This is a genomic window from Serratia sp. NA_13, from assembly GCF_052691735.1.
The window spans coordinates 14,796-41,335 of sequence record NZ_JBQZFV010000011.1 but is presented as its reverse complement, the minus strand read 5'-3'; the positions used below and the strand labels follow the sequence as shown (position 1 = coordinate 41,335).

Annotated in this window: 25 protein-coding genes; 22 read left to right on the top strand and 3 right to left on the bottom strand. The window is 56.5% G+C overall.

Annotation, left to right across the window (positions count from 1 at the left end):
• The first annotated feature begins 405 nt into the window (after positions 1 to 405).
• The 11 genes from ACUTSU_RS15580 to ugpQ all read left to right on the top strand — a co-directional run bounded on the left by ACUTSU_RS15580 (position 406) and on the right by ugpQ (position 12,159).
• On the top strand, positions 406 to 1,521 hold the full coding sequence (locus ACUTSU_RS15580) for a branched-chain amino acid ABC transporter substrate-binding protein (RefSeq protein WP_261093052.1): 1,116 nt from the start codon (positions 406 to 408) through the stop codon (positions 1,519 to 1,521).
• A 116-nt stretch (positions 1,522 to 1,637) separates the two neighbouring features.
• Positions 1,638 to 2,564, top strand: a complete 927-nt coding sequence (gene livH, locus ACUTSU_RS15575) for a high-affinity branched-chain amino acid ABC transporter permease LivH (RefSeq protein WP_445652179.1) — start codon at positions 1,638 to 1,640, stop codon at positions 2,562 to 2,564.
• Complete coding sequence (locus ACUTSU_RS15570) at positions 2,561 to 3,844, top strand: high-affinity branched-chain amino acid ABC transporter permease LivM (RefSeq protein WP_445652178.1); 1,284 nt, start codon at positions 2,561 to 2,563, stop codon at positions 3,842 to 3,844. Before livH ends, ACUTSU_RS15570 begins: the two co-directional genes overlap by 4 nt.
• A complete protein-coding gene (gene livG / locus ACUTSU_RS15565) occupies positions 3,841 to 4,611 on the top strand; it encodes a high-affinity branched-chain amino acid ABC transporter ATP-binding protein LivG (protein WP_445652177.1) in 771 nt (256 codons plus the stop codon). Before ACUTSU_RS15570 ends, livG begins: the two co-directional genes overlap by 4 nt.
• Entirely contained in the window at positions 4,611 to 5,312 is a 702-nt protein-coding gene (livF, locus tag ACUTSU_RS15560) for a high-affinity branched-chain amino acid ABC transporter ATP-binding protein LivF (RefSeq protein WP_445654370.1), read from the top strand. The genes livG and livF overlap by 1 nt, the downstream gene beginning before the upstream one ends.
• A 42-nt stretch (positions 5,313 to 5,354) precedes the next feature.
• The gene (locus ACUTSU_RS15555; protein ID WP_445654369.1) at positions 5,355 to 6,542 is read left to right on the top strand and encodes an aminotransferase-like domain-containing protein; all 1,188 of its coding nucleotides are present in this window, start codon (positions 5,355 to 5,357) and stop codon (positions 6,540 to 6,542) included.
• Positions 6,543 to 6,857: 315 nt separating this feature from the next.
• A complete protein-coding gene (ugpB, locus tag ACUTSU_RS15550; RefSeq protein ID WP_445652174.1) occupies positions 6,858 to 8,177 on the top strand; it encodes a sn-glycerol-3-phosphate ABC transporter substrate-binding protein UgpB in 1,320 nt (439 codons plus the stop codon).
• Between the two features lie 162 nt (positions 8,178 to 8,339).
• On the top strand, positions 8,340 to 9,227 hold the full coding sequence (gene ugpA / locus ACUTSU_RS15545) for a sn-glycerol-3-phosphate ABC transporter permease UgpA (RefSeq protein WP_445654390.1): 888 nt from the start codon (positions 8,340 to 8,342) through the stop codon (positions 9,225 to 9,227).
• Positions 9,224 to 10,069, top strand: a complete 846-nt coding sequence (gene ugpE / locus ACUTSU_RS15540) for a sn-glycerol-3-phosphate ABC transporter permease UgpE (RefSeq protein WP_445652172.1) — start codon at positions 9,224 to 9,226, stop codon at positions 10,067 to 10,069. The genes ugpA and ugpE overlap by 4 nt, the downstream gene beginning before the upstream one ends.
• Before the next feature lie 270 nt (positions 10,070 to 10,339).
• Entirely contained in the window at positions 10,340 to 11,413 is a 1,074-nt protein-coding gene (locus ACUTSU_RS15535) for a sn-glycerol-3-phosphate import ATP-binding protein UgpC (protein WP_445652171.1), read from the top strand.
• Positions 11,413 to 12,159 (top strand): glycerophosphodiester phosphodiesterase, encoded by a 747-nt coding sequence (gene ugpQ, locus ACUTSU_RS15530; RefSeq protein WP_445652254.1) that lies wholly within the window; start codon positions 11,413 to 11,415, stop codon positions 12,157 to 12,159. The genes ACUTSU_RS15535 and ugpQ overlap by 1 nt, the downstream gene beginning before the upstream one ends.
• Here the strand turns inward: ugpQ and ACUTSU_RS15525 are convergent.
• Complete coding sequence (locus ACUTSU_RS15525) at positions 12,156 to 12,485, bottom strand: hypothetical protein (RefSeq protein WP_445652170.1); 330 nt, start codon at positions 12,483 to 12,485, stop codon at positions 12,156 to 12,158. The two genes, ugpQ and ACUTSU_RS15525, sit on opposite strands and share 4 nt — an antisense overlap.
• Positions 12,486 to 12,636: 151 nt before the next feature.
• On the opposite strand from ACUTSU_RS15525, the gene ACUTSU_RS15520 reads away from it, so the two are divergent.
• Positions 12,637 to 13,500, top strand: coding sequence for a carboxylate/amino acid/amine transporter (locus tag ACUTSU_RS15520; RefSeq protein WP_445652169.1), 864 nt, complete (start codon positions 12,637 to 12,639; stop codon positions 13,498 to 13,500).
• A 33-nt stretch (positions 13,501 to 13,533) separates the two neighbouring features.
• On the opposite strand, the gene metR is transcribed toward ACUTSU_RS15520, so the two are convergent.
• Complete coding sequence (metR, locus tag ACUTSU_RS15515) at positions 13,534 to 14,484, bottom strand: HTH-type transcriptional regulator MetR (RefSeq protein ID WP_012004711.1); 951 nt, start codon at positions 14,482 to 14,484, stop codon at positions 13,534 to 13,536.
• A 105-nt stretch (positions 14,485 to 14,589) separates the two neighbouring features.
• On the opposite strand from metR, the gene metE reads away from it, so the two are divergent.
• Positions 14,590 to 16,866 (top strand): 5-methyltetrahydropteroyltriglutamate--homocysteine S-methyltransferase, encoded by a 2,277-nt coding sequence (gene metE, locus ACUTSU_RS15510; RefSeq protein ID WP_445652168.1) that lies wholly within the window; start codon positions 14,590 to 14,592, stop codon positions 16,864 to 16,866.
• Positions 16,867 to 16,978: 112 nt separating this feature from the next.
• Here the strand turns inward: metE and ACUTSU_RS15505 are convergent, their stop codons facing one another.
• Complete coding sequence (locus ACUTSU_RS15505) at positions 16,979 to 17,815, bottom strand: dienelactone hydrolase family protein (RefSeq protein ID WP_445652167.1); 837 nt, start codon at positions 17,813 to 17,815, stop codon at positions 16,979 to 16,981.
• Between the two features lie 705 nt (positions 17,816 to 18,520).
• Here ACUTSU_RS15505 and udp point away from each other — a divergent pair.
• From udp to tatB, 9 genes are all read left to right on the top strand, one after another.
• A complete protein-coding gene (gene udp / locus ACUTSU_RS15500) occupies positions 18,521 to 19,282 on the top strand; it encodes a uridine phosphorylase (protein ID WP_153858756.1) in 762 nt (253 codons plus the stop codon).
• A gap of 170 nt (positions 19,283 to 19,452) precedes the next feature.
• Complete coding sequence (locus ACUTSU_RS15495; RefSeq protein ID WP_445652166.1) at positions 19,453 to 20,235, top strand: tyrosine-protein phosphatase; 783 nt, start codon at positions 19,453 to 19,455, stop codon at positions 20,233 to 20,235.
• Positions 20,236 to 20,322: 87 nt separating this feature from the next.
• Positions 20,323 to 20,853: a DedA family protein gene (locus tag ACUTSU_RS15490; protein WP_445654368.1), complete on the top strand. Its 531-nt coding sequence runs from the start codon at positions 20,323 to 20,325 to the stop codon at positions 20,851 to 20,853.
• A 140-nt stretch (positions 20,854 to 20,993) separates the two neighbouring features.
• Complete coding sequence (gene rmuC, locus ACUTSU_RS15485) at positions 20,994 to 22,541, top strand: DNA recombination protein RmuC (RefSeq protein ID WP_445652165.1); 1,548 nt, start codon at positions 20,994 to 20,996, stop codon at positions 22,539 to 22,541.
• Between the two features lie 79 nt (positions 22,542 to 22,620).
• The gene (gene ubiE, locus ACUTSU_RS15480; RefSeq protein ID WP_012004718.1) at positions 22,621 to 23,376 is read left to right on the top strand and encodes a bifunctional demethylmenaquinone methyltransferase/2-methoxy-6-polyprenyl-1,4-benzoquinol methylase UbiE; all 756 of its coding nucleotides are present in this window, start codon (positions 22,621 to 22,623) and stop codon (positions 23,374 to 23,376) included.
• Between the two features lie 13 nt (positions 23,377 to 23,389).
• The gene (gene ubiJ / locus ACUTSU_RS15475; RefSeq protein WP_445654367.1) at positions 23,390 to 23,998 is read left to right on the top strand and encodes a ubiquinone biosynthesis protein UbiJ; all 609 of its coding nucleotides are present in this window, start codon (positions 23,390 to 23,392) and stop codon (positions 23,996 to 23,998) included.
• A complete protein-coding gene (gene ubiB / locus ACUTSU_RS15470) occupies positions 23,995 to 25,626 on the top strand; it encodes a ubiquinone biosynthesis regulatory protein kinase UbiB (RefSeq protein WP_445652163.1) in 1,632 nt (543 codons plus the stop codon). The genes ubiJ and ubiB overlap by 4 nt, the downstream gene beginning before the upstream one ends.
• Positions 25,627 to 25,706: 80 nt before the next feature.
• Positions 25,707 to 25,970 (top strand): Sec-independent protein translocase subunit TatA, encoded by a 264-nt coding sequence (gene tatA, locus ACUTSU_RS15465; RefSeq protein ID WP_085116539.1) that lies wholly within the window; start codon positions 25,707 to 25,709, stop codon positions 25,968 to 25,970.
• 3 nt (positions 25,971 to 25,973) lie between these two features.
• Positions 25,974 to 26,540, top strand: coding sequence for a Sec-independent protein translocase protein TatB (gene tatB, locus ACUTSU_RS15460; RefSeq protein ID WP_445654366.1), 567 nt, complete (start codon positions 25,974 to 25,976; stop codon positions 26,538 to 26,540).

The following is a 26,540-nucleotide window of genomic DNA, read 5'->3' as shown; positions in this document are numbered from 1 at the left end:
CAGGATTTCCGAACGGCTAATCGATGCCGACAGTGTAATAGATCTTGCACAGAGCGTTGTGTAAGTTTTTCTGTACGATTACTGCGCGAAATGTTTTTTGCAAGACGCATTTTCCGAGTAAATATGTAGTAAAGCGATCGAGAACCAGCATAACGCGCTGCGCCTGACGCTAAATGGCGCAGATTTAATCCGGATTTTATGCTGTTTACACCGCTTGTTCCTGATTGTGCAAGTTGATTTGCAGCAGAAAATTCCTGTTTAATGGCATGAAAAATAAAGTCTTATTAGAAAATATTGCCATGAAAACACCTAAATCATTATTACTTATGAATAAAAGCAGTAAATAAGGGTCAGGTGCAGGCAAACACAACAGGTACGTTCACAACGACAGATGGGGATTTGCGGATGAAATTAACAAAAGGTAAGGCATTGTTGGCTGGCTGTATCGCGATGGCAATCGGGCATGCGGCAATGGCAAAAGACATTAAGGTGGCGATCGTCGGGGCGATGTCCGGCCCGGTCGCACAGTATGGCGATATGGAGTTTACCGGTGCCCGTCAGGCGATTGCCGATATCAATGCCAAGGGCGGCATCAAGGGCGATAAGCTGGTTGGTGTGGAATACGACGATGCCTGTGACCCGAAACAGGCGGTAGCGGTGGCCAACAAGGTGATCAACGACGGTATTCGTTATGTGATCGGCCACCTGTGTTCTTCCTCGACGCAGCCGGCTTCCGATATTTATGAAGATGAAGGCGTGATCATGATCACCCCGGCGGCCACCAACGCCGATCTGACCACCCGTGGTTACAAGATGATCATGCGTACCACCGGTCTGGACTCCGATCAGGGCCCGACCGCGGCCAAGTACATCCTCAGTGAAATCAAACCCAAGCGCATTGCCGTTATCCACGACAAGCAGCAGTATGGCGAAGGCCTGGCACGCTCGGTACGCGACAGCCTGAAAAAGCAAGGTACCGACGTGGTGATGTTTGAAGGTATCACCGCCGGGGATAAAGATTTCTCCACCCTGGTGGCACGCCTGAAGAAAGAGAACGTCGATTTTGTTTACTTCGGCGGCTACTACCCGGAAATGGGCCAGATCCTGCGCCAGGCTAAACAAGCCGGCCTGACCACCCGCTTTATGGGGCCAGAGGGGGTGGGCAACTCCTCACTGTCCAACATCGCCGGTGCCGCTTCCGAAGGCATGCTGGTGACCTTGCCAAAACGTTACGATCAGGTTCCGGCCAACAAACCGATTGTGGATGCGCTGAAAGCCAAGAAACTGGACCCGACCGGGCCGTTTGTCTGGACTACCTACGCCGCACTGCAATCTCTGACCACCGGGATGGAGCGCAGCGGCAGCCAGGAGCCGGCCGATATCGTCAAGGATTTGAAAACCGGCAAGCCGGTGGACACCGTGATGGGGCCACTGAGCTGGGATGACAAGGGCGATCTGAAAGGCTTCGAGTTCGGCGTGTTCGAGTGGCATGCAGACGGCACATCAACTCCAATTAAATAAGCCATAATCATCAGGGTAGGGCGCAGTTCTGCTGCGCCCGCGGGCCGGCTTGCCGGCTCCGTATCCCTTTACCTGAATGCTCTTCGCGTTCAGGTTTCGCAGCCAAGGGTTAGAGTATGTCAGAGCAGGTTCTCTATTTTCTGCAGCAGATGTTCAACGGCGTCACGTTGGGCAGCACCTATGCATTGATCGCCATCGGTTACACCATGGTCTACGGCATCATCGGCATGATCAACTTCGCCCACGGCGAGGTGTATATGATCGGCAGCTATGTCTCCTTTATTGTTATTGCCGCCCTGATGATGGTGGGCATCGACGTGAGCTGGTTGCTGATTGGCGCCGGGTTCCTGGTGTCGATCGTCATTGCCAGCGCCTACGGCTGGAGCATTGAGCGGGTGGCCTACAAGCCGGTGCGCAACTCCAAACGTTTGATCGCGCTGATCTCCGCCATCGGGATGTCGATATTCCTGCAAAACTACGTCAGCCTGACACAGGGTTCGCGCGATCTGGCGCTGCCTAGCCTGGTCACCGGCCAGTGGGTGCTGGGTGAAAGTAACGGTTTTGCCGCCACCATCACTACCATGCAGGTGATTATCTGGGGCGTCACCTTCCTGGCGATGTTGGCGCTGACGATATTTATTCGTTATTCACGCATGGGCCGCGCCTGCCGTGCCTGCGCGGAAGATTTGAAGATGGCCAGCCTGTTGGGCATCAATACCGACCGGGTTATCTCACTGACCTTCGTAATTGGTGCGATAATGGCGGCAGTGGCCGGCGTGCTGCTGGGCCAGTTCTACGGAGTGATCAACCCCTACATCGGCTTTATGGCCGGCATGAAAGCCTTCACCGCGGCGGTGCTGGGCGGTATCGGCAGCATTCCCGGCGCAATGATTGGTGGCCTGGTACTGGGTGTGGCGGAAGCGCTGACCTCGGCCTACCTGAGCACTGAATATAAAGATGTGGTGTCGTTCGCGCTGCTGATCGTGGTGTTGCTGATCATGCCAACCGGCATCCTTGGGCGTCCGGAGGTTGAGAAGGTATGAAACTCAATCTGCTCAATGCGTTTATCGCCACGCTGGTGCTGTTTGTGATGGCTTCATTCTTGATGGGGATGCAACTGAGTCTCGACGGCACCAAACTGGTGGTGCATGGCGCGGCGGAAGTGCGCTGGATGTGGATCGGCATTGGCTGCGTCATCGTGTTTTTCTTCCAATTGTTGCGTCCACTGATGCAGCAAGGGCTGAAGAAAATCTCTGGCCCGTCATTCGTCTTGCCGAGTTTTGATGGTACCACTGCACGCCAGAAGCTGCTGGCCGCGGCGATCATTGTTGCCGCCGTCGCCTGGCCGTTCCTGGTCTCGCGCGGCACGGTGGACATCGCCACCCTGACCTTGATCTACGTGATGCTGGGTCTGGGCCTGAACGTGGTGGTCGGGTTGTCCGGCCTGCTGGTGCTGGGTTACGGCGGTTTTTACGCCATCGGCGCCTACACTTATGCGCTGCTGAACCATTATTACGGTCTCGGCTTCTGGGAAAGCCTGCCGCTGGCGGGCATCGTCACCGCCATCTTCGGTTTCCTGCTCGGTTTCCCGGTGCTGCGACTGCGCGGCGATTACCTGGCGATTGTGACCCTGGGCTTCGGGGAGATCGTGCGCATCCTGCTGCTGAACAATACCGAGATCACCGGCGGGCCGAACGGTATCAGCCAGATCCCGAAACCGACCTTCTTTGGGCTGGAGTTCAACCGCAGCGTGCGCGACGGTGGCTGGGATACCTTCCACAACTTCTTTGGCCTGAAATACGATCCGAGCGATCGCATTGTGTTTCTGTATTTGGTGGCTCTGCTGCTGGTGGTACTGACGCTGTTTGTGATCAACCGCCTGCTGCGCATGCCGCTGGGCCGTGCCTGGGAAGCACTGCGCGAAGATGAAATCGCCTGCCGTTCACTGGGCCTTAACCCGACCAAAATCAAGCTGACCGCTTTTACCATCAGCGCCGCCTTTGCCGGTTTTGCCGGTACGCTGTTTGCCGCGCGTCAGGGCTTTGTCAGTCCGGAGTCCTTTACCTTTGTCGAGTCGGCCTTTGTGTTGGCGATCGTGGTTTTGGGTGGCATGGGGTCGCAGTTTGCCGTGATCCTGGCGGCTATTCTGCTGGTGGTGTCGCGTGAAATGATGCGCGATCTGAACGAATACAGCATGTTGCTGCTGGGAGCCCTGATGGTCTTGATGATGATTTGGCGACCACAGGGGTTGCTGCCGATGAAGCGGCCACAGCTGAAACTGAAAGCGGCGGATATCCACGCGAGCAAGGGGGAACAGGCATGAGTACGCAACCTTTGCTGAAGGTCGAAGGGTTGTCGATGCGTTTCGGCGGCCTGCTGGCGGTCAATAACGTGGCGCTGGAACTCAATGAAGGCGAAATCGTTTCGCTGATCGGCCCGAACGGTGCCGGAAAAACCACGGTATTTAACTGCCTGACCGGTTTCTACCACCCAACCGGCGGTACCATTAAACTGCGCGAACGCCACCTGGAAGGGTTATCCGGCCAAAACATCGCTCGCATGGGCGTAGTGCGGACTTTCCAACATGTGCGGCTGTTCCGTGAAATGACGGTGATTGAAAACCTGCTGGTTGCGCAGCACCAGCATCTGAAAAGCGGCGTTTTCGCCGGGCTGTTGAAAACGCCGGCCTTCCGTCGTGCCGAAGCCGACGCGCTGGAACGTGCTGCGGTGTGGCTGCAGCGGGTTGGCCTGCTGGAGATGGCTAATCGCTCGGCAGGCAACTTGGCTTACGGCCAGCAGCGGCGGTTGGAGATTGCGCGTTGCATGGTGACCCGGCCGGAGCTGCTGATGCTGGACGAGCCGGCTGCGGGGCTGAACCCGAAGGAAACCGATGAGCTGGATCACCTGATCGTCGAGCTGCGTAATCAGCATAAGGTGTCGGTGCTGTTGATCGAACACGATATGAAGTTGGTGATGGGCATTTCTGACCGTATCTACGTGGTGAACCAGGGCACGCCGCTGGCGCAGGGTACTCCGGCAGAAATTCGTAACAACCCGGACGTGATCCGGGCGTATTTGGGGGAAGCTTAATGTTGTCATTTAATCAGGTCTCCGCCCATTACGGCAAAATTCAGGCGCTGCATCAGGTCAGCCTGAACATTAAGCAGGGTGAAATAGTCACGCTGATCGGTGCTAACGGCGCAGGTAAAACTACGCTGCTCGGCACGCTGTGCGGTGAACCTCGTGCCAGCGAGGGCAGCATCACTTTCCTCGATCAGGATATTACCCAGTGGCAGACCTCGCGCATCATGCGTGAGGCGGTGGCGATTGTGCCGGAAGGGCGGCGGGTATTCTCGCGCATGACGGTGGAAGAAAACCTGGCGATGGGCGGTTTTTTTGCCGACCGCCAGCAGTATCAGCAGCGTATCGAACGGGTCTTCAGCCTGTTCCCGCGCCTGCTGGAGCGCCGCACCCAACGTTCAGGCACCATGTCCGGCGGTGAGCAACAGATGTTGGCGATCGGCCGTGCGCTGATGAGCCAACCAAAGTTGCTGTTGCTCGACGAACCCTCGCTGGGGCTGGCACCGATCATTATCCAGCAGATTTTTGACATCATTGAGCAACTGCGCGAAGAGGGAATGACCATCTTCCTGGTGGAGCAAAACGCCAATCAGGCACTGAAACTGGCCGATCGTGGTTATGTACTGGAAAACGGCCGCGTGGTGTTGGAAGATACGGGAGCCGCATTGTTAGCAAACGAAGCTGTGCGCTCCGCTTATCTCGGTGGATGATTTGTCCCAAGAACTAATAATAATCAGGAATGAGAAGAAGAAATGAACACAGAAGGGTTACTCGCGCAGCGCATCGTAAAAGTAAAAAGCTCGGCAATTCGTGAATTGCTCAAGCACAGTAAGATGGAAAACGTCATTTCGCTGGCGGGCGGCATCCCCTCTGATGCCCTGTTTGATTTCGAAGGCCTGAGTATCGCCACTCATCAGGCGATCACCGAGCAGCCGAAAAGCGCTTTCCAGTATGGTTTGACCGAAGGCAGCCCGGTGCTGCGTGAACGCATCTGCGAGCTGTGCGCCCAGCGTGGTGTTTCGGCCACGGCCGAAGAAGTGATGGTCACGGCAGGATCCCAGCAGGCACTGGATTTGGTGATGCGCGCGATCGTCAACCCTGGCGACGTGTTTGTGGTGGAGCGTCCGACCTATCTAGCGGCGCTGCAGACGCTGGAGCTGGCGGAAGCCAACATCATGTCGGTGTCGTCCGACAGCGATGGCATGGTGGTCGAAGAACTGGCCGAGTTGCTGAAAACCCAGCGGATCAAGGGTGTGTATGTGGTGCCGAATTTCGGTAACCCAAGTGGCATCACCCTGAGTGCAGCGCGCCGCGAACTGTTGGTAAAACTGGCGGCCGAGCACAATTTCCTGATCATCGAAGATGACCCGTACGGCGAACTGCGTTTTACCGAAGAGCGTAACGCCACGCTGCACCAGATTTCGCAGCAGGTGCTGGGCCATGCCGATAACATTATCTACACTTCGACCTTCTCCAAGATCCTGGCGCCGGGCTTGCGTCTGGGCTGGGCTATTTTGCCTGAGTTTCTGCTGCATAAAGTGGCGATCATCAAACAGGCGGCGGATCTGCACGCCAGCGCGCTGTCGCAGAGCATCGTCGAATGCTACCTGGGTCTGGATCGTCTGCCGGGGCAGATCGACAAGATCCGCGCCGCCTACAAGCAAAAGGGCGAGATCCTGGCCGGATTGGTGGAACAAGAGTTGGGTGACCATATCAGCTTTGATATGCCGAAGGGCGGTATGTTCCTGTGGGCGCGCTTCCGTCAGCCGTTTAACGCCACCGAATGGCTGAAAACCACCCTGCAGCAGGGCGTGGTATTTGTGCCGGGGGAATACTTCTTCTCTGACAACCCGGACCGTTCGACCTTCCGCCTGTCGTTTGCTACTGCCACCGAGCAACAGATGCAGGAAGCCGTTGCCCGCCTGCGTCGTTCTCTGTAATCCCCACGGCGGCGGGGCACTTTTCCCCGCCGCCGACATCAAACCGCAATCTGCACTTCACTTCGCTGTCACCTTGCTGTCATTTTTTAGTTATTTTTCTGTCATCCGAGCATGGCATGTTAGCTTCCGAACAAAAAACTGATTCTTTTCGCTCACGCGCTTATTGCCCCAATAGATTTCACGTTGCAGCCAGGCGGCGACCGCCAGCATCCCCGTGAGCTTACATCGGTAAGCGACTGGGGTGATGAAGGGAAGCCAACGCGGCTGCGGCTTGAAAGATACCGGGGATACACCAGCTTTTTTCAGGAGTTAGGCATGCTCACCTACGCTATTCGCAAAACTACGCTGTGCGTCGCGTTGACCCTGGCGGTCAGCACCCAGGCACTGGCGGCAACCGAGATCCCGTTCTGGCACTCGATGGAGGGTGAACTGGGTAAAGAAGTGGATTCCCTGGCGGACCGCTTCAACCAGTCGCACAGCGACGTCAAAATTGTTCCGGTTTACAAAGGCAACTACGAACAGAGCCTGGCGGCGGGCATCGCGGCCTATCGCTCCGGTAAAGCGCCGGCGATTTTGCAAGTTTATGAAGTGGGCACCGCCACCATGATGGCGAGCAAAGCGATCAAACCGGTGTATCAGGTGTTCAAAGATGCGGGCATCAACTTTGACGAATCGGTGTTCGTGCCGACGGTGGCTGGTTACTACACCGACAACAAGAGCGGCCATCTGCTGTCCCAGCCGTTCAACAGCTCCACCCCGGTGCTGTATTACAACAAAGATGCCTTCAAAAAAGCCGGCCTGAACCCGGACCAGCCGCCAAAAACCTGGCAAGAGCTGGCGGCGGACACCGCCAAACTGCGCGCAGCAGGCATGAAATGCGGCTACGCCAGCGGCTGGCAGGGCTGGATCCAACTGGAGAACTTCAGCGCCTGGCACGGTGTGCCGTTCGCTACCGAAAACAACGGCTTCGGTGGTGCCAGCGCCAAGCTGGAGTTCAACAAACCCTTGCAGGTCAAACATATCCAGCTGTTGGCGGACATGAACAAGAAGGGTGATTTCACCTACTTCGGCCGTAAAGATGAATCGACCGAGAAGTTCTACAGCGGCGACTGCGCCATCACTACCGCCTCTTCCGGTTCGCTGGCGGATATCAAACACTATGCCAAATTCAACTATGGCGTGGGCATGATGCCTTACGATGCCGACGCCAAGAATGCGCCTCAGAACGCCATCATCGGCGGCGCCAGCCTGTGGGTGATGAACGGCAAAGATGCCGCCACCTACAAGGGTGTAGCCGAGTTCCTGCAGTATCTGGCGCAACCGGAAATTGCCGCCGAATGGCACCAGAAGACCGGTTATCTGCCGATCACCACCGCCGCCTACGACTTGACCAAGCAACAGGGCTTCTATGACAAGAACCCGGGCGCCGACGTTGCGACGCGCCAAATGCTGAATAAGCCACCGTTGCCGTTCACCAAGGGCCTGCGTCTGGGCAATATGCCGCAGATCCGTACCGTGGTGGATGAAGAGCTGGAAGGCGTGTGGACCGGCAAGAAAACGCCACAGCAGGCATTGGATGCCGCCGTGCAGCGCGGTGATGTGTTGCTGCGTCGCTTCGAGTCTCAGACTAAGTAATAGCAGCTACTGCGCTTTGCCATTCTGGGATTGGGCAGTGCTCGCTCTCCTCATGGGCTTTATGTCCACTCCGGGAGCTGTGCGCTGTCCGCACCCAGACTGGCTTTGCTCGCGACGCCTTGCTTCGAGTCACCCGTTTTTTGTCTTCATGAGTCCCTAATGATGAGCTCACATCGTCCCGGTTTCGGCTGCAGTTGGCTACCCTATGTTCTGGTGCTGCCACAGTTGCTGATTACCGCAATATTCTTTCTGTGGCCCGCCGGTGAAGCGCTGTGGTATTCGGTGCAAAGCCTCGACCCCTTTGGCCTGTCCAGCCAGTTCGTCGGGTTGGATAACTTTAGCCAACTGTTCCAGGATCCGTACTACCTCGATTCTTTTTACACCACGCTGATTTTCAGCTTCCTGGTGGCGGGTATCGGGCTGGTGGTGTCGCTGTTCTTCGCTGCGCTGGTGGATTACGTGCTGCGCGGCAGCCGGATTTACCAGACTCTGATGATCCTGCCTTATGCGGTAGCTCCGGCAGTGGCAGCGGTGCTGTGGATCTTCCTGTTCAACCCCGGCCTGGGGCTGATTACTCATTTCCTTAATGGGCTGGGCTACAACTGGAATCACGCGCAGAGCAGTGGGCAGGCGATGTTCCTGGTGGTGCTGGCTTCGGTCTGGCAGCAAATCAGCTACAACTTCCTGTTTTTCCTGGCGGCATTACAGTCCATTCCCCGCTCTCTGGTTGAAGCGGCAGCCATCGATGGCGCCGGCCCGGTGCGGCGTTTCTTCAATTTGGTGCTGCCGTTGATCACGCCGGTGAGCTTCTTTCTGTTGGTAGTGAATCTGGTGTACGCCTTCTTCGACACTTTCCCGGTGATCGATGCCGCGACCGGCGGTGGGCCGGTGCAGTCCACGACCACGCTGATCTACAAGATCTACCGCGAAGGCTTTGCCGGTCTGGACTTGTCCAGCTCTGCGGCGCAGTCAGTGATCCTGATGCTGCTGGTGATAGGCCTGACGGTGATCCAGTTCCGTTTTGTCGAACGTAAGGTGCGTTACCAATGATTGAGAACCGACGCGGGCTGGATATCTTCAGCCACGTAATGCTGATTATCGGCGTGCTGGTGGTGCTATTCCCGCTGTATGTGGCCTTTGTTGCCGCCACGCTGGACGACAAACAGGTGTTCCAGGTGCCGATGACCCTGATCCCGGGCGGCCACCTGTGGGAAAACATCCGCAATATCTGGCAGGGCGGAGTGGGCAACCTCAAGGTGCCGTTTTCGCTGCTGCTGCTCAACAGCGTGATCATGGCGCTGGCGATTACCTTCGGCAAAATCGTGGTATCGGTGCTGTCGGCCTATGCCATCGTTTATTTCCGTTTTCCGCTGCGCAGCCTGTTTTTCTGGCTGATTTTCATGACGCTGATGTTGCCGGTGGAAGTGCGTATTTTCCCCACGGTGGAGGTGATTTCCAACCTCAACCTGCTGGACAGCTACACCGGCCTGACGTTGCCGCTGATGGCCTCGGCGACAGCCACCTTCCTGCTGCGCCAGTTCTTCATGACGCTGCCGGATGAACTGCTGGAAGCGGCGCGCATCGATGGCGCCGGCCCGATGCGCTTTTTCTGGGACATCGTGCTGCCGTTGTCGAAGACTAACCTGGCGGCGCTGTTTGTCATCACCTTTATCTACGGCTGGAACCAGTACCTGTGGCCGATCCTGATTACCAGCGACGCCTCCATGGGTACTGCGGTGGCGGGCATCAAAAGCATGATCTCCACCTCCGGCGCGCCGACCCAGTGGAATCAGGTAATGGCGGCGATGATCCTGACTTTAATCCCACCGCTGGCGGTGGTTCTTCTGATGCAGCGCTGGTTTGTGCGCGGTCTGGTTGATAGCGAGAAGTAGTAGGGGGCATCCCATAGTTGTTAATCGTGGCGTCGCTGGGCAAAAGGCGGTCCGTCACGGCGGAGGGTACAGCTCATAGTGGGTCTATGAACAAGCCCGACAACACAGAGGGGGCGTCTTTTGGACGCGACCCGGAGGGCTGGCCCTGCGCCGCTCCGGTACTGCGTTACTTCCCGCTTCTTTGGACCCACCAAAGTGCACGGCGCGCGCCTTGCCCCGAAACGGCACAGAGCCAGCGCCATCGACTAACAACTATGGGGTACCCCCTGAATGGCAGGTTTAAAACTACAGGCAGTCACCAAATCCTACGACGGTAAAACGCCGGTGATTAAGCAGATCGATCTCGACGTGGCGGACGGTGAGTTTATCGTGATGGTCGGCCCGTCCGGCTGCGGTAAATCGACGCTGCTGCGCATGGTCGCCGGGCTGGAACGTACCACCAGCGGGGATATCTATATCGACAGCCAGCGTGTGACCGATATGGAGCCGAAAGATCGCGGCATTGCGATGGTGTTCCAGAACTATGCGTTGTACCCGCATATGAGCGTGTATGACAACATGGCCTATGGCTTGAAAATTCGCGGCTTTGGCAAACAGCATATCCAACAGCGGGTAGAAGAAGCGGCGCGCATTTTAGAACTGGAGCCATTGCTGCAGCGTAAGCCGCGTGAGCTTTCCGGCGGCCAGCGTCAGCGGGTGGCGATGGGGCGGGCTATCGTGCGTGAACCGGCGGTGTTCCTGTTTGATGAACCGCTGTCCAACCTGGATGCCAAGCTGCGGGTGCAAATGCGCCTGGAGTTACAACAGCTGCATCGCCGGTTGAAAACCACCAGCCTGTATGTCACGCACGACCAGGTGGAGGCGATGACGCTGGCGCAGCGGGTTATCGTGATGAACAAGGGCGTGGCGGAGCAGATTGGCACCCCGAGCGAGGTCTATCAACGCCCGGCGTCGCTGTTTGTCGCCAGCTTTATTGGCTCACCGGCGATGAACCTGTTGCCGGGCACCCTGAGCGCCGACGGCAGCCAACTGCAACTGGCGGACGGTATGACCTTGAATTTACCGCAGGCGAAGGCGCACTGGGGCGGACGCCGGTTGACGCTGGGTATCCGCCCCGAGCATATTCAACTGCTCCCCGATGGGCAGGGTGGTGTGCCGCTGGTGCTGCAAACGCTGGAACTGCTGGGCGCAGATAATCTGGCGCACGGGCAGTGGGGTGGCCACGGGATCATTGCGCGGCTATCGCATGAAACTATGCCGACGGCAGGCAGCACGCTATATTTACAACTGCCTGCACAGGCACTGCACTTTTTTGATACCGATAGCGGATTACGGATGGAATGATGACCACAGCCTGGCCTTACCCTCATATTGTTGCCCACCGCGGCGGCGGTTCCCTGGCACCGGAAAATACCCTGGCAGCAATCGACGTTGGCGCGCGACACGGCCACAAAATGATTGAGTTCGACGCCAAGCTGGCACAGGACGGGCAAATCTTCCTGCTGCACGACGATACTCTGGATCGTACCAGCAACGGCTGGGGTGTGGCGGGCGAATTGCCGTGGGATAAGCTGGTACAGCTGGATGCCGGCAACTGGTACAACTCGGCCTATAAGGGCGAACGCTTACCCTTGCTGGCGGAGGTCGCGGAACGCTGCCTGCAGCACGGCATGATGGCGAATATCGAAATCAAGCCCACCACCGGCACTGACGATGAAACCGGCCGCGTGGTGGCGCTGGCGGCACGGCTGTTGTGGCAAGGCCAGACCGAACCGCTGCTCTCCTCTTTCTCTGTGGAAGCGCTTGAGGCGGCGCAGCACGCCGTGCCGGAGTTGCCACGCGGCCTGCTTCTGGATCAGTGGGATAACAACTGGCTGGCATTGACCGAACGCCTGGGTTGCGTGTCGTTGCATATCAACCATAAAGAACTGACCGCCGAACGGGTGGCAGCGCTGAAAGCGGCGGGATTGCGCATTCTGGTTTATACCGTCAACCAGCCGGCGCGGGCGCGCTTGTTGTTGAACTGGGGCGTTGACTGCATTTGCACCGACCGAATAGATTTGATTGGCCCCGATTTCCCCAATGGTTAACCTCGGTTGACCGGCGTCGGCAGCGGCGCCTGAGGTACAGCAGGCGTGGTGCGATCGAACGGATTGCGCGGTTGGTTGCCATTTGGCAGCAGTTTTCCACCGTTCGGAGCAGTTTGCTGCAGTTGCTGCTGGTTGTTGTCAAACTGCTGCTGTTGTTGCAGGCGGCGCTGATCCAACTGCTGGTTATTTAGCATGCGCTGCTGCTGCGTTTGTTGATTGCGTTGGTTGAGAAACTGCTGTTGCGAGCTGAGTTCGGTAACCCCGTTGGCTGCACTAGCCAATCCGGACAGCAGCAACAGGCCGTAGAGCAGGTGATAAGTTTTCATGATGTTGACTCCTGTTTTCTATTAAGACTAACCCAGCGGTGAAAATTTGCCGAAAGTTTGTATTTTGAGCAGATGTAAACTGCCTTTTCGTCACCCCTTCTCCCGCCTTCCGTTACAATCGCCCTTTGTGAATTTTTAGGGTGGACCCATCGTGCTGCTTCTGGTGATTACTACCATTTTGTGGGCGTTCTCTTTTAGCCTGATTGGCGAATATCTGGCGGGCCAGGTCGACAGCTGGTTCTCGGTGCTGATGCGTATTGGCCTGGCGGCATTGGTGTTTCTACCTTTTCTGCGTTGGCGCAATATCAGACTGAAAGTGATCCTGATGTACATGCTGGTGGGGGCTTGCCAGCTCGGTATCATGTACCTGTTCAGCTTCCGTGCTTACATGTACCTGACGGTGCCGGAATTCCTGCTGTTTACCGTGCTGACGCCGCTGTATGTCACGCTGATTTATGACCTGATCAGTGGGCAGCGCTTGCGCTGGAGTTACGTATTCAGTGCGTTGCTGGCCGTTTTGGGGGCGGCGATCATCCGTTACCACCAGCTTAGCGAGCATTTCTGGTTGGGGCTGCTGCTGGTGCAGGCGGCGAATATCAGCTTCGCCATTGGCATGGTCGGTTACAAGCGTCTGATGGAAGTGCATCCGTTGCCACAGCACACCGCGTTTTCCTGGTTCTATCTGGGGGCGTTGGTGGTGGCGGTGGTGGCCTGGTGCCTGTGGGGCAATCCGCAACAGTTGCCGACCACCAATCTGCAATGGGGCATTCTGGTGTGGCTGGGCGTAGTAGCTTCCGGGCTGGGCTATTTCATGTGGAACTACGGCGCTACGCAGGTGGATGCCGGCACGCTGGGCATCATGAATAACATGCATGTGCCTGCCGGGCTGCTGGTGAATCTGGCCATCTGGCAGCAACAGCCGCACTGGCCAAGTTTTATTATCGGTGGGGCGGTGATTGTGGCTTCGCTGTGGGTGCATCGCCGTTGGGTGGTACCCAAAATAATCAGTAAATAAACCGGGCAGCCCAAGCGCAGACAGCCCTGGTCGTCAGGGCTGTGAGGCCAGCGGTTTGACGCTGGCAACGCCGGCGCTTGGGCGTGCAGCGTCACGGACGAACGGCAGATGATTGCAGGCGTGCTGGCGTGCCGAACGGATAAAGGCTTCGGTGACCGCCTGGCGCTGCTCACCATCGCGAACAGCGGCATACAGACGGCTCCACAGACCATCGCCGAGGGTTTTGGTCACCACTAAACCTTGGCGCTCAAAACTCTCCACCACCCAATGCGGTAACGCCGCAATCCCCATCCGCGCCGACACCATCTGGATCAACAGCAGAGTGTTATCGACGTTTTTCAGCGCCGGGCTGATGCCCGCTGGCTGCAGGAAATGACGCCAGATATCCAGCCGTTGACGCTGTACCGGATAAATCATCAGCGTCTCATCGATCAAATCTTCAGGTTCAATGTGCAGCTTGCTGGCCAACGGATGATCCGGCGCCAACACCAGCCGCACTTCAAAATCAAACATCGGTGAATAATGCAGACCGCTGCGCGGCAGAATATCGGAGGTCAGCACCAGATCCAGCTCGCCTTGCTGTAAGGCCGGTTGTGGATCAAAGGTAACGCCGGACTTAAAGTCCATCACCACCTGTGGCCAACTCTGACGAAAGTTATCCAGCGCCGGTGTCAGCCACTGAATACAGCTGTGGCATTCAATGGCGATGCGTAGCGTGGCCTGATGCGGTTCGTGGCACGTTTGCAACGCCTGCTGAATTTGCGGCAGAACCTGCTCCGCCAGCTGTAACAGGATCTCTCCCTGCGCGGTAAAGCGCAGCGGTTGGCTTTTACGAACGAACAATTTGAAACCCAGGCGCTGCTCCAGATCGCTGAACTGATGCGAAAGAGCAGACTGCGTCTGGTGGAGTTGAGCAGCCGCGGCCGCCAGCGAACCGGTATTGCGCAGAGCCTGCAGCGTCCGTAAGTGTTTCAGTTCGATCATGAGAGTCCTTCACAGTGACAGTGAATAAATTGCGCTTGTGGTTAATACAGTACCTGCGGATTATGGATGTGTAAACATCTGGACGGCTAAATGGGGAATATGACGATGGCAATTCTAAATCACACTCTGGGTTTTCCTCGCGTTGGGCTACGACGTGAACTGAAAAAAGCTCAGGAAAGCTACTGGGCAGGTAACTCAACGCAGGAAGAACTGTTGGCCGTTGGCCGCGAGCTGCGTGCTCGCCATTGGCAACAGCAACAACAGGCCGGGGTGGATTTGGTGCCGGTCGGCGATTTCGCTTGGTACGATCATGTCTTGACCACCAGTCTGCTGCTCGGCAACGTGCCGGCGCGTCATCAAAATGCGGACGGCACAATCGATCTCGATACACTGTTCCGACTGGGTCGTGGCCGAGCACCGACCGGTGAACCGGCGGCAGCGGCGGAAATGACCAAATGGTTTAACACCAACTACCACTATATGGTGCCTGAATTCCACAAGGGCCAGCAGTTCAAACTGGGCTGGACCCAATTGCTGGACGAGGTTGACGAAGCGCTGGCGTTGGGTCACAAAATCAAGCCTGTGCTGCTGGGGCCGGTTACTTACCTGTGGCTGGGCAAAGTGAAGGGTGAGCAATTTGATCGCCTGTCGCTGCTGAGCGATATCCTGCCGGTTTATCAGCAGGTGCTGGCCGAATTGGCGAAACGCGGCGTTGAATGGGTTCAGATCGACGAGCCTGCGCTGGTGCTGGAATTGCCACAGGCGTGGCTGAATGCCTTCAAACCGGCTTATGACGCACTGCAAGGCCAGGTAAAGCTGCTGTTGACCACCTATTTTGACAGCGTTGGCCACAATCTTGACACCATCCGTGAGTTGTCTGTGCAAGGGCTGCACGTTGACCTGGTTGGCGGTCACGACGATATCGCGGTATTGAATAAAGCGCTGCCGAAAGAGTGGCTGCTGTCACTGGGGGTCATCAACGGTCGCAACGTCTGGCGCGCCGATCTGAGCAGCTGGTTCGAACGTTTGCAGCCATTGGTGGGCAGTCGCCCGCTGTGGATCGCGACTTCCTGTTCCCTGCTGCACAGCCCGATCGATCTGAGCGTGGAAACCCGACTGGACGAAGAAGTGAAGAGCTGGTTCGCCTTTGCCCTGCAAAAATGTGGCGAACTGGCGTTGCTGAGTGGGGCGTTGAACGCATCGGGTGCAGCAAAACAGGCTGAACTGGACGCCTACAGCGCGCCCATCCGTGCCCGTCGTCAGTCCAGCCGTGTGCATAACGCCCAGGTCGGCCAACGCCTGGCGGCTATTACCACGCAGGACAGCGAACGTCAGCGTCCTTACGCCGAGCGCGCTCAAACACAGCGTGAACGCTTTAACCTGCCGACCTGGCCGACCACCACTATTGGTTCATTCCCACAAACCACCGAAATTCGCGGCCTGCGTCTGGACTTCAAACAGGGGCGTTTGGATGGCAACAACTACCGCACCAGCATTAGCGAGCACATCAAACAGGCGATCGTTGAGCAAGAACGTCTGGGCCTGGACGTATTGGTGCACGGCGAAGCCGAGCGTAACGACATGGTCGAATACTTCGGTGAGAACCTCGACGGCTTCGTCTTCACCCAAAATGGCTGGGTACAGAGTTACGGTTCCCGCTGCGTAAAACCGCCGGTGATCATCGGCGATATTAGCAGGCCGCAAGCCATCACCGTAGAGTGGGCGAAGTATGCCCAGTCGCTGACCGACAAGCCGGTGAAGGGCATGTTGACCGGTCCGGTGACCATTCTTTGCTGGTCGTTCCCGCGTGAAGACGTGACTCGTGAAGTGATTGCCAAACAAATCGCCCTGGCGCTGCGTGACGAAGTGGAAGATCTGGAAAAAGCCGGTATTGGCATCATCCAGATTGACGAACCGGCACTGCGTGAAGGCCTGCCGCTGCGTCAATCCGATTGGGCCGCCTACCTGAATTGGGCGGTGGATGCGTTCAAATTGAATGCCGCCGTGGCGCAGGATGATACTCAGATCCACACCCACATGTGTTACTGCGAGTTCAACGACATCATGGATTCGATTGCGGCGCTGGATGCTGACGTGATCACCATCGAAACCTCGCGTTCCGATATGGATTTGCTGGAAGCCTTCAAAGAGTTCGAATATCCGAACGAAATCGGGCCGGGTGTGTATGACATCCACTCGCCAAACGTGCCAAGCGTGGAATGGATTGAAGCGCTGCTGCGTAAAGCCGCGCAGAACATCCCGGCAGAACGCCTGTGGGTTAACCCGGACTGTGGCCTGAAAACCCGTGGCTGGCCGGAAACCCGTCAGTCGCTGGCCAACATGGTGCTGGCAGCACAGCGCCTGCGCGAGCAGCAGGCCTGATTGTCACCCTTGGGCAAGGATGCTTTGCTGTGATTTGTGATTATTGTGGGCGCTTCGGCGCCCTTTTTCATATCGCAAACGGCTGCCTGGTCAGGCAGCCGTGAGGTGAGGTTTATTTCGCGCCCGGTACGCCGTGTTGGGCGAACCATGCCAGCATGCGTTGCCAACCGTCGGCGGCCGCTTCGGCATCATAGCTTGGCCGGTAGTCGGCATTGAAGGCATGGCCGGCGTCGGGATAGACCACGATCTCGGCATCGGCGTTGGCCGCCCGCAGTGCCTGACGCATGCTTTCCACCGTATCCTGCGGGATGCTGGTGTCCTTTCCGCCATATAACCCCAGCACCGGCGCAGAGAGTTGGGTCGCGACATCGATCGGTTGTTTTGGCGAGTTCAGGGTTTTTTCGCCCACCAGTTTACCGTACCAGGCGACGGCTGCTTTCAACTGCGGATTATGTGCCGCATACAGCCAGCTAATACGCCCACCCCAGCAGAAACCGGTAATCGCCAGCTTGCCTGCATCACCGCCGTGGCGCGTGGCCCAATGGGCGGCATGATCCAGATCTGCCAATACCTGGCGGTCCGGCACCTTGAGCACCAACTTTTGGAACAGCTCGCCGATGTCGGTGTAATCCCGGGCATCTCCCTGACGGAAATACAGCTCCGGTGCTATCGCCAGATAGCCCTGTTTGGCCAGGCGACGACAGACATCCTGAATGTGCTCATGCACGCCAAAAATCTCTTGTACCACCAGCACCACCGGGAAGGGGCCGCTGCTATCTGCAGGTTTGGCGATATAGGCCGGCAGATTGTCACCCTGCGAGGGAATAGTGGTTTCCCCGGCATGAATGCCTTGTTCATCGGTGAGAATGGTTGAAGCAGCCAAGGGTGTAACGGCCGGGGTGAATCCCCCCTGAGCCTGTTTTAATGTCATCACTTGATCGGTTTTCATTGCGGTCTCCGTGCAATCGAGAAAAGCGCTGAGATTAACTATAGGAAAGATTACCCGTTATTGGCTCCGGATGGAGCATTTTCGGCCAAGTCTATACCCGTCATCTTTCAAGTTGCAGCGTTGTTATCTGCACTCAGATATGTGGCCCGTCCATGGGCCACACCCCATCGGGGCCGCTGCAAGCAGCGTTCAAATCTGCTCCTGGCAGATTTGTCACCCCAGTTACTTACTTGAGTAAGCGCCTGGGGATGAGCGAGCTAGCCGCCTAGCTGCAACTTGAAAGCTATAGGGTATATAAAAACGAATAATTATCTGGTTGTAGCGCATTTTTGTTGCCTTTTTATCATGCTATTACGCATGTTGACCTGCATTAATACCATAAGGTGCGTTAGCTCCCTTTATTGTGGCTAAGTCACCGATAAAATAAGGTTATTTTCTGTGGCGGTGTCAATAGTTTCATCAGGAAATCAGCCTTGCGCTCAACAACGGCATTGAACAACGGCGGTGCATTTTGTCGACTAGACTTGGGGCATCTGAGATGACCATTGTAGCTTCTGGTTTTTTTTGTGACTTCAATCACAAAAGATATGTAGATTGCATTCTGTTTCTTTATTCATAGTGATGGTTGTCACGAAATTGAATGGCAATTTTCAGTAGAGTACTTTTTTGTTCCTCCCAATAAACATGATCCATGAGGAGTCTCGCATGTCCCAATCTGACGTTTTTCATCTCGGCCTCACTAAAAACGATTTACAAGGGGCCCAGCTTGCCATCGTTCCTGGCGATCCACAGCGCGTAGAGAAAATTGCCAAGCTGATGGAAAATCCGGTGCATCTGGCTTCCCATCGTGAATTTACTTCCTGGCGCGCAGAGCTGGACGGCAAGGCGGTGATCGTCTGCTCTACCGGCATCGGCGGCCCGTCTACCTCTATTGCCGTTGAAGAACTGGCGCAATTGGGGATCCGTACCTTCCTGCGTATCGGCACCACCGGTGCGATCCAGTCGAACATCAATGTTGGCGATGTCCTGGTCACCACCGCGGCGGTTCGCCTTGACGGTGCCAGCCTGCATTTCGCCCCGATGGAGTTCCCGGCCGTGGCCGACTTTGCCTGTACCACGGCACTGGTCGAAGCCGCCAAGGCTGCCGGTGCCACCACGCACATTGGCGTGACCGCCTCTTCCGATACCTTCTACCCTGGCCAGGAACGTTACGATACCTTCTCCGGCCGCGTTGTCAGCCGCTTCAAAGGCTCGATGGAAGAATGGCAGTCGATGGGCGTGATGAACTATGAAATGGAGTCCGCTACCTTGCTGACCATGTGTGCCAGCCAGGGCCTGCGTGCCGGTATGGTTGCCGGTGTGATTGTTAACCGCACCCAGCAGGAAATCCCGAACGCAGAAACTATGAAAAACACTGAAAGCAAAGCGGTGCAGATCGTAGTTGATGCGGCGCGCCGCCTGCTGTAATTATCTCGTAGTTCGACGGGGCGCCGACGCGGCCCGTTTCTCCATTCAGCCGTAATCTGTTACGGTTAATCTCATCAGCGCCATCTTTCTGGCCGCCTCTTTATCCGCTGAGCCCGGTTTTTCCGCTGCTCTCAGGTTGCGTTTTACAGACAATAACCACGAGGACGTCTATGACTGCCCAGATCCTGCTTCACCCTTCATTGGCGCCGCTTGATGGCGGCATTAACTTTCGCGATCTTGGCGGAAACAGTGTCGCCGACGGCCGCCGTATCAAGCGCGGTTTGTTGTTCCGGTCCGGTTCACTGGAGCGTCTGACCGAAGACGACTGCACCTTCCTGGCCGGTGTGCCGGTGCGTTCGGTACTCGATTACCGGGATGCCGATGAAGTTCAGGCCAAGCCAGACATCCTGTGGAGTGGTGCCGATTACCATCATTTCCCAGCCAACCCGTTGAGCAATGAAGTGAATGCCAATCTGGAAAAGTTGACCAGTGATACGTTGGCCGGCTTCGACGCTCAGGCTTTTATGCTGGAACTGTACCGTCGGTTGCCTTTCGGTAATGCGGCGTATAAACAGTTGGTCCAATTGCTGAGCAATGTCGATAACGGAGCCATCGTCCAGCACTGCGCGGTAGGTAAAGACCGCACCGGGATAGGATCGGCGCTGGTGTTGTTTGCTCTGGGAGCGGATGAGGCGACGGTAGTGGAAGATTACCTACTGACCGAAACCACGCTGGCGACCTTCCGCGAGCAGATGCTGGATCAATTGTCGATTCGCCTGAGCGCCCCGGCACTGGGGCAATTTACCTACGTGCTCAGCGCCCGTGAAGAATTCCTGATGACCGCCCTGAGCTGCATCCGTGACCAATACGGTTCAACCGATCGCTGGCTGGAAGCCGAGTACGGCCTGGGCCAAAATCAGCGTGAAGTGTTGCAGGCGTTTTACCTCGAGTAAACTGCACGGGTGTTTAGCCGGGGTTTAATCGGCCCCGGCCGGCATTGCGTATCCTTGGGACCATAAATCCCGCATCAGGAGCCCATATTGAGCCTCAATGACATTATCCACTGGGTCAGCGACACCGTGCGGCAGCATGAAGCCTGGGCCATCCCGATTATTTTCTTCCTGGCGTTCGGCGAATCGTTGGCGTTCCTGTCGCTGCTGTTGCCGGCCACGGTGATTTTGCTGGCGCTGGGAGCCTTGATCGGCGAAAGCGGCATTGCATTCTGGCCTATCTGGGCCGCTGCTGCTGCCGGGGCCTTTTTCGGCGACTGGCTCTCTTACTGGATTGGCTATCACTACCAAGACCGGGTGGCACATATGTGGCCCCTTTCCCGCAATCCACAGCTACTCACGCGTGGCCATGCGTTTTTTGAACGCTGGGGCGTACTGGGCATTTTCATCGGTCGCTTCTTCGGCCCGTTGCGTGCCGTGGTGCCGTTGGTCGGTGGCATTTGCGGCATGCCCCAACGTTATTTCCAGGTAGCGAATATTACTTCGGCGATGATCTGGGCGTTCGGCATGCTCGCGCCGGGGGCGTTTGGCATCAAGTGGTTAAGCCAGTGGTTTGGCTAGTTCTGGTCTGACTTGCGTAGCGTTTCGCAATTTTGCGCCGTCGAGGTAAAAACAGACTGGACATCCATACAGCATCCCCTTAACGTGACGGGCAACAGGCGCATAAAACGCCGGAACGATCAGGTGTAACAGGAGGCAGGGTGGATACCAGTTTGGTTTACGGTATGGGCGGGGTGGCAATTGGCCTGCTGCTGGGCTGGCTAATTGCCAGTCTGCGCGTGCAGCAGACGCATGCACAGCATGAAACCGAGCTACGTCTGCTGGAACAATCGCTGCAACAGGCGCAGCAGGAAACAGCAGCCCGGCAAGAAACGCTGCAGCGTAATGAACAACAAATGCGGCAAACCGATCTGGAACTGCGTAATTTGCACAGCCAGCTGGCTGCCGGGCACGAAAAACTTCAACAGCTCAATCACTGGCGCAACGAATGCGAGTTACTGAATCAGGAACTACGCGCCCAGCGTGAGGTTAACAGCGCTCAGGAGGCCGAGCTGCGTGAGGTGACTATCCGTCTGGAAGAAACCCGTATGGCGGCAGAAGAGAAACAGCGTCTGCTGATTAACAGTGAACAGCGCCTCACCACCCAATTTGAAAATTTGGCCAACCGCATTTTTGAACACAGCGGGCGCAAGGTTGACGAGCAGAATAAGCAAAGTCTGGACCGCCTGTTACTGCCGCTGCGTGAGCAACTTGATGGATTCCGCCGCCAGGTGCAGGACAGTTTTGGCCAGGAAGCGCGTGAACGCCATACGCTGACTCACGAAATACGTAACCTGCAGCAGCTCAATGCACAAATGGCGCGCGAGGCGATTAACCTCACCAAGGCCCTGAAAGGGGATAATAAAACTCAGGGTAACTGGGGTGAGGTGGTGTTAAGTCGGGTACTGGAGGCCTCCGGCCTGCGTGAAGGGCACGAATACGAAACCCAGGTCAATGTGCGGCTGGATCATCAGAGCCGTATGCAGCCCGACGTCATTGTTCGTTTGCCGCAGGGGAAGGACGTGGTCATCGATGCGAAAATGTCGCTGGTGGCCTATGAACGTTACTTCAACAGTGAAGATGAAGTGGAACGCGAGGCGGCGCTGAGTGAGCATATTGGCTCGCTGCGTGGCCATATCCGCCTGTTGGGCCGCAAGGATTACCAGCAGTTGCCCGGCTTGCGTTCGCTGGACTACGTACTGATGTTTATTCCGGTCGAGCCGGCTTTCCTGTTGGCCATTGACCGTGAACCGGAGCTGATCAGCGAAGCGCTCAAACACAATATCATGCTGGTCAGTCCGACCACCTTGCTGGTGGCGTTGCGTACCATCACCAACCTTTGGCGCTATGAGCATCAAAGCCAGAATGCCCAACGCATTGCCGACAGAGCGGCGCGGTTGTATGACAAAATGCGGCTGTTTGTTGACGACATGTCGGCGCTGGGGCAGAGCCTGGACAAGGCCCAGGGGAGTTATCGCCAGGCGATGAATAAACTGAGCGAAGGCCGTGGTAATCTTATTGGCCAGACCGAGGGGTTCCGCGCGTTGGGGGTTGAGGTGAAAAGACCGATTAACCCGCTGCTGGCTCAGCAGGCCAGTGCGCAGCATGATGAAGAATTCGAGACGGCGGGCCTTGATGAAGTTGACGCGTTGCCCGGGGCGGAAGACGACGACTCCGCAGAGGAACCCCGCTCCGCATCGCAGGCATGACAGCTGCGGCGAGGTGGGGTATTGCGTAGGGTTCTGGTACACTCATCCACACTAAATTGACTGAATAGCAGGCAGGACAATGGCAGATCAACCGCAGGAAACCACCGACTTCGGTTTTCGCACCGTAGCTAGAGACGAGAAGCAGGCCATGGTGGCAGACGTTTTTCATTCGGTAGCTGCAAAGTATGACGTGATGAACGACCTGATGTCGTTTGGTATCCACCGAATCTGGAAGCGTTTTACCATTGACTGCAGCGGCGTTCGCCGTGGGCAGCGGGTGTTGGATCTGGCCGGTGGTACCGGTGACCTGGCCGCCAAGTTCTCCCGCATGGTCGGCGAGCAGGGGCAGGTGGTACTGGCGGACATTAACGATTCCATGCTGAAGATGGGGCGCGAGAAGCTGCGTGACCGCGGCATTATTGGCAACGTCAACTATGTGCAGGCCAATGCCGAGGCGCTGCCGTTCCCGGATAACTATTTTGACTGCATTACCATTTCCTTCGGCCTGCGTAACGTGACCGACAAGGACAAAGCGCTGCGTTCCATGTTCCGCGTGCTTAAGCCGGGCGGCCGTTTGCTGGTGCTGGAGTTCTCCAAACCGCTGCTGGCGCCGTTAAGTAAAGCCTATGACGCTTACTCGTTCCACGTGCTGCCGAAAATCGGTGAGCTGGTGGTGAAGGATCCGGAAAGTTACCGCTATTTGGCTGAGTCGATCCGCATGCATCCCGATCAGGAAACCCTGAAAGGCATGATGGGGGCTGCCGGCTTTGACAACGTGACCTATTTTAACCTGACCGGCGGTATTGTGGCCCTGCATCGCGGCTTCAAGTTCTGATATGGACATGCCGATGCTGTTAACCCCGTTGTTGACCGGCGTGCTGGAAACATCGCTCAATAGCCTGTTGTTCCGCGATCGCAGCATGAAAGCCGCCCGTTTGCGCCTGGCAGGTAAGGTCTTGCGTATTGAATTGCAAGAGCTTTCCTCACCGCTGGTGTTGCTGTTCAGTGAGCAGCGTGTTGATGTGCTTGGTCAGTCTGAAGATACCGCCGACTGCACGGTGCGCAGCTGCATCTCGGTGTTGCTGAAGCTGCGGGATCGCCAGCAACTTTCGCCATTGATGCGTAGCGGTGAGCTGATCGTCGAAGGGGATATTCAGGTGGTTCAGCAACTGGTTGGGCTGCTCGATCTGGCAGAGTGGGATCCGGCTGAATGGTTGGCCCCCTACATCGGTGATATTGCCGCGCAGGGTATTACGCAGGTGCTCGGTAAGGGCGCGAACCTGCTGAAGACCGGCTTCCAGCGTCAACAGCATTATGTAGCGGAAACGCTGACGGAAGAGTGGCGCGTGGCACCAGGCCCACTGGAAGTTGTGTGGTTCAACGAGGAAGTTGATGCCACCGTTCGCAACCTCGAAGCGCTGATTGCTCGCATGGACAAGTTGGAGGGTAAACGATGACCCCTGGCGAACTACGCCGCCTGTATTTGATCGTCCGCGTTTTTCTCAGCTATGGCCTGGATGAATTGATCCCCCAGATGCGCTTGACGTTGCCGCTGCGCGTGGGGCGCCGTCTGCTGTTCTGGATGCCAAACCGCCATGCGGATAAACCTCTGGGTGAGCGTCTGCGTTTGGCCTTGCAGGAGCTGGGTCCGGTATGGATCAAGTTTGGGCAGATGATGTCTACCCGCCGCGACCTGTTCCCACCACAGATTGCCGATCAACTGACTTTGCTGCAGGACCGGGTTGCCCCCTTCGATGGTGCACTGGCGCGCAAGCATATTGAGTTGGCGATGGGCGGCCCGCTGGAAACCTGGTTTGATGATTTTGACCAGCAGGCGCTGGCTTCGGCATCGATAGCTCAGGTGCATACCGCACGGCTAAAAACGACCGGGCAGGAAGTGGTTCTGAAGGTGATTCGGCCCGATATCCGGCCGATCATCAGGGCTGACGTCCGCCTGATGTATCGTTTGGCGGCCTGGGTGCCAAAGCTGCTGCCGGATGGTCGCCGTCTGCGTCCGCGTGAAGTAGTGCGCGAATATGAAAAGACCTTGCTGGATGAGTTGAACCTGCTGCGTGAAGCGGCCAACGCCATCCAGCTGCGCCGTAATTTCGACGGTAGCCCGATGCTGTACGTGCCGGAGGTTTATTCCGATTACTGCCGCGAAAGCGTGTTGGTGATGGAGCGCATCTACGGAATTCCGGTTTCGGATATCCCAACGCTGGAAAAGCAGGGCACCAACATGAAACTGTTGGCCGAACGCGGGGTTCAGGTGTTCTTCACCCAGGTCTTCCGCGACAGTTTCTTCCATGCAGACATGCATCCCGGTAATATTTTTGTCAGCTATGAGCATCCTGAAGATCCCTGCTATATCGGCATTGACTGCGGTATTGTCGGCTCGTTGAACAAAGACGATAAACGCTATCTGGCGGAAAACTTTATTGCCTTCTTCAATCGCGACTATCGCAAGGTTGCAGAGCTGCACGTTGATTCTGGCTGGGTGCCGCGCGACACCAACGTGGAAGATTTCGAATTCGCTATTCGCACGGTGTGTGAGCCGATTTTCGAAAAGCCACTGTCGGAAATTTCGTTCGGCAACGTGCTGATGAACCTGTTCAATACCGCACGCCGTTTCAATATGGAAGTGCAGCCCCAACTGGTGTTATTGCAGAAGACCTTGCTGTATGTTGAAGGTCTGGGCCGGCAGCTCTATCCACAGCTGGATTTGTGGACCACTGCGAAGCCGTTCCTGGAAAGTTGGATGCGTGATCAGGTCGGTATACCAGCAGTGCTCCGCGCACTGAAAGAAAAAGCGCCGTTTTGGGCCGAGAAACTGCCCGAACTGCCCGAATTATTTTACGACAGCCTGCAGCAGCATAAACTGTTGCAACAAAGCGTTGATAAGCTGACCAATCAGATGCAGGCCCAGCGCGTTCGTCAGGGACAATCGCGTTATTTGTTCGGCGTTGGCGCTACACTGTTAGTAAGCGGTACGATTTTGCTGTTGGGGGATGTTGAAGTGTTCCCTGCGTGGCTGATAACGGCCGGCATCGTATCCTGGGTGATTGGCTGGAAGCGAACCACCTGAATTGATTCGAAACTCTGGTAAAATCTGCCGTATAATGCGACGGATTTTGAAAAAAACCTGTAAAAATAGAGGTAATTGCAATGGGCGGTATTAGTATTACGCAATTGTTGATCATCGCAGTGATCGTGGTGCTGCTGTTTGGTACCAAAAAGCTCCGTACGCTGGGCTCTGATCTCGGTGCATCAATCAAAGGTTTCAAAAAGGCGATCGGCGATGAAAATACGCCGCCGACCAACACGGCTGAGAAAAGCAGCCTGGATGACGCTGACTTCACGGCCAAGCCTATTACCGATAAGCAGCCGGAAGTGAAAACGGAAGAGTCGAAGAACAAAGAGCAGGTATAAACCGTGTTTGACATTGGGTTTAGTGAACTGTTGCTGGTTCTGGTTATCGGCCTGGTGGTACTCGGACCGGAACGGTTGCCGGTTGCGGTAAGAACAGTTTCGGGCTGGATCCGCGCGCTGCGAGCGCTGGCGGCTTCGGTGCAGAACGAACTTTCTCAGGAACTAAAACTGCAGGAACTGCAGGATAGCCTGAAAAAGGTAGAGAAGGCGGGCATGCAGAATTTGTCGCCGGAGCTGAAGGCGTCAATGGATGAGCTGAAAGACGCGGCGGAATCGCTGAAACGTTCTTATCAGGGCGGCAGTGACGATAAAACCGAACCTGCGCACACCATCCATAACCCTCTGGTCACCGATCCTGAAGCCATTCATGACGGTGTGACGCCGGCAGAGGCTGCGGCTGTGGCATCGTCCCCGGCTGCCGTGCCGGAGCCGGTGGTTGCGGTAACGCCGCCGGCTGCACAACCCGTGGTCGAGCCGGTTAAACAACCGGTCGCGTCGGCCGTTCAGGCAACCTCAGAACCTGTTGTGGATAAAACCCCAGCGTCTCACCAACCTAGTGGCGATCGTTAA

What these genes read in the sequence shown, in the direction of transcription:
- ACUTSU_RS15580 (WP_261093052.1), top strand. Translation starts at nt 406, where the DNA reads ATGAAATTAACAAAAGGTAAGGCATTGTTGGCTGGCTGTATCGCGATG.
- livH (WP_445652179.1), top strand. Translation starts at nt 1,638, where the DNA reads ATGTCAGAGCAGGTTCTCTATTTTCTGCAGCAGATGTTCAACGGCGTC.
- ACUTSU_RS15570 (WP_445652178.1), top strand. Translation starts at nt 2,561, where the DNA reads ATGAAACTCAATCTGCTCAATGCGTTTATCGCCACGCTGGTGCTGTTT.
- livG (WP_445652177.1), top strand. Translation starts at nt 3,841, where the DNA reads ATGAGTACGCAACCTTTGCTGAAGGTCGAAGGGTTGTCGATGCGTTTC.
- livF (WP_445654370.1), top strand. Translation starts at nt 4,611, where the DNA reads ATGTTGTCATTTAATCAGGTCTCCGCCCATTACGGCAAAATTCAGGCG.
- ACUTSU_RS15555 (WP_445654369.1), top strand. Translation starts at nt 5,355, where the DNA reads ATGAACACAGAAGGGTTACTCGCGCAGCGCATCGTAAAAGTAAAAAGC.
- ugpB (WP_445652174.1), top strand. Translation starts at nt 6,858, where the DNA reads ATGCTCACCTACGCTATTCGCAAAACTACGCTGTGCGTCGCGTTGACC.
- ugpA (WP_445654390.1), top strand. Translation starts at nt 8,340, where the DNA reads ATGAGCTCACATCGTCCCGGTTTCGGCTGCAGTTGGCTACCCTATGTT.
- ugpE (WP_445652172.1), top strand. Translation starts at nt 9,224, where the DNA reads ATGATTGAGAACCGACGCGGGCTGGATATCTTCAGCCACGTAATGCTG.
- ACUTSU_RS15535 (WP_445652171.1), top strand. Translation starts at nt 10,340, where the DNA reads ATGGCAGGTTTAAAACTACAGGCAGTCACCAAATCCTACGACGGTAAA.
- ugpQ (WP_445652254.1), top strand. Translation starts at nt 11,413, where the DNA reads ATGACCACAGCCTGGCCTTACCCTCATATTGTTGCCCACCGCGGCGGC.
- ACUTSU_RS15525 (WP_445652170.1), bottom strand. Translation starts at nt 12,485, where the DNA reads ATGAAAACTTATCACCTGCTCTACGGCCTGTTGCTGCTGTCCGGATTG.
- metR (WP_012004711.1), bottom strand. Translation starts at nt 14,484, where the DNA reads ATGATCGAACTGAAACACTTACGGACGCTGCAGGCTCTGCGCAATACC.
- metE (WP_445652168.1), top strand. Translation starts at nt 14,590, where the DNA reads ATGGCAATTCTAAATCACACTCTGGGTTTTCCTCGCGTTGGGCTACGA.
- ACUTSU_RS15505 (WP_445652167.1), bottom strand. Translation starts at nt 17,815, where the DNA reads ATGAAAACCGATCAAGTGATGACATTAAAACAGGCTCAGGGGGGATTC.
- udp (WP_153858756.1), top strand. Translation starts at nt 18,521, where the DNA reads ATGTCCCAATCTGACGTTTTTCATCTCGGCCTCACTAAAAACGATTTA.
- ACUTSU_RS15495 (WP_445652166.1), top strand. Translation starts at nt 19,453, where the DNA reads ATGACTGCCCAGATCCTGCTTCACCCTTCATTGGCGCCGCTTGATGGC.
- ubiE (WP_012004718.1), top strand. Translation starts at nt 22,621, where the DNA reads ATGGCAGATCAACCGCAGGAAACCACCGACTTCGGTTTTCGCACCGTA.
- ubiJ (WP_445654367.1), top strand. Translation starts at nt 23,390, where the DNA reads ATGCTGTTAACCCCGTTGTTGACCGGCGTGCTGGAAACATCGCTCAAT.
- ubiB (WP_445652163.1), top strand. Translation starts at nt 23,995, where the DNA reads ATGACCCCTGGCGAACTACGCCGCCTGTATTTGATCGTCCGCGTTTTT.
- tatA (WP_085116539.1), top strand. Translation starts at nt 25,707, where the DNA reads ATGGGCGGTATTAGTATTACGCAATTGTTGATCATCGCAGTGATCGTG.